1 protein-coding gene is annotated in these 1,620 nt (G+C 38.5%); it reads right to left on the reverse strand.

Annotated elements, in window-relative coordinates:
* Window positions 1-148: 148 nt before the first annotated feature.
* Complete coding sequence (locus QJ036_RS14100; protein WP_283231974.1) at window positions 149-1,468, reverse strand: IS4 family transposase; 1,320 nt, start codon at window positions 1,466-1,468, stop codon at window positions 149-151.
* Window positions 1,469-1,620 lie beyond the last annotated feature (152 nt).

Genomic DNA, 1,620 nt, shown 5'->3' on the forward strand with positions numbered 1-1,620 from the left:
CAATGTCAATAAGTTAAGGACATTACAAGAGACTCCTGTTTGAAATTTCAAATGGCTGAGAGTGAGAATTTTTGCTTTCAGCCATTTTTTGCATAGAAAATAAAGCAGTCCTACTTAACTGCATGATTCTATGTCTTTTTCGTATTTTCTATGGTATCCTATATAGGAAGCTTACTGCAGAGTTGGGACGGACTTTTCGCGGAGCCTTTCGCCCTTCTCTCACAGGAAGAACATTCTTTTGAATGAATGCTTCTATATCTGGTGGGGGTATCCGGCTGCGGAGAAATTCCCGGCATATAAGAACAGCTGCCGTGAAATTAATCTGGTAAGTATATTTCCTGCTCTTTTGTTGGATTACTATGCCAGTGACAATTCGTTCACAAAAGTTGTAAATAATCAACCGGGCAAAAATCTCCTGCTGAATATACTCCACCTTTTTAGAATGGAAATTTGTCAACCCTATCGTATATTTTAGTTCCCGGAAAGAACGTTCAATTCCCCATCTCCAGCCATAAAGTTTTTTGATTTCTTCCATAGAAAACGCATCTTCTTCTAAATTTGTAATAATACATTCCATTGTGTTTTCTGAGATTGGAAATCGAAGAACACGAAAATGGAGTGTATAGAATGGATTTTTCACTGGATCAAGAAAGTCACAGGAAGTTTTATTGGTCAGGCACCGATAGACCTGTGGCTGATTTTTTATTTCTTTTGTCTGTTTTCGTGTAAGTATCAGCGATAAAGTACAATCGAAAGCTCCATGATCTGGTATGGGTAAGTGCGTAAGAATCCCACGGCTGCCAAGATCTTTTGCGCGGATTAAAAACTTCCATCCTTTTTCCTGTGCATGGGCAAGGACGTTATAACTTTCATATCCGCGATCTGCGATTAGCAATACTTGTTCCTGGATTTTGGAACGCTGCATCATGTCTATAAGGGCCCCTGTTTCATTGGGATAGCGGCCGGGTTGAAGAATGACATCTGTATAAATGCGATTTTTCAGATCATACAAAGCATTCAAATGAAGCTGGTTATATCCTTTTTGATTAAGTTCCAAAGAGTTATGACGTCTATGAGTATCTTTATCTTCTGGATTATGAGCAATGGCTAAATCAGAGCCATCACAGGCAAGCAGACGGTATCCACGATACGTGTCCATGGATGTGAAAGAATCATTGAACGTGTGGAATAAAAAATCCATAGAATCAGGCAATAATTTTTGACGTTGTTGAGAAAAGGCAGGAATAGAAGCCATATCCGGCTGAAAGTCCCAGAATTCCATCCATTCCCGACGGGTGGTATTTCCATTCATGCTTAAGAGGAATCGGACAGTATCTGAGAAAGAAACCTTACGTCTTCTGGAAAAATCTTTCCCCGGCTGTTTCACAAACAAATGTGATACTGACTGCATATCAGAAATGATGGAGATGAGATTTTTCTTTAAAGTTACAGGTGATTCATGTATCATAGGGAGCCTCCTTAAATAAAAATATATTTAAGTGGCTTCGCCGCAAATTTGGGATGATTTGTCAAGTGTTTTTTGATTTTATTACAAAAAAAGAGCGAGCACATAAATTTACTGTACTCACTCTTTGAAACTATCTTAACTTATTGACATTG

Source organism: Fusibacillus kribbianus (genome assembly GCF_030053595.1).
GTDB lineage: Bacteria > Bacillota > Clostridia > Lachnospirales > Lachnospiraceae > Lientehia > Lientehia kribbiana.

Excerpts from the sequence above, each read along its gene's own strand:
- QJ036_RS14100 (WP_283231974.1), bottom strand. The coding sequence starts at position 1,468 with ATGATACATGAATCACCTGTAACTTTAAAGAAAAATCTCATCTCCATC.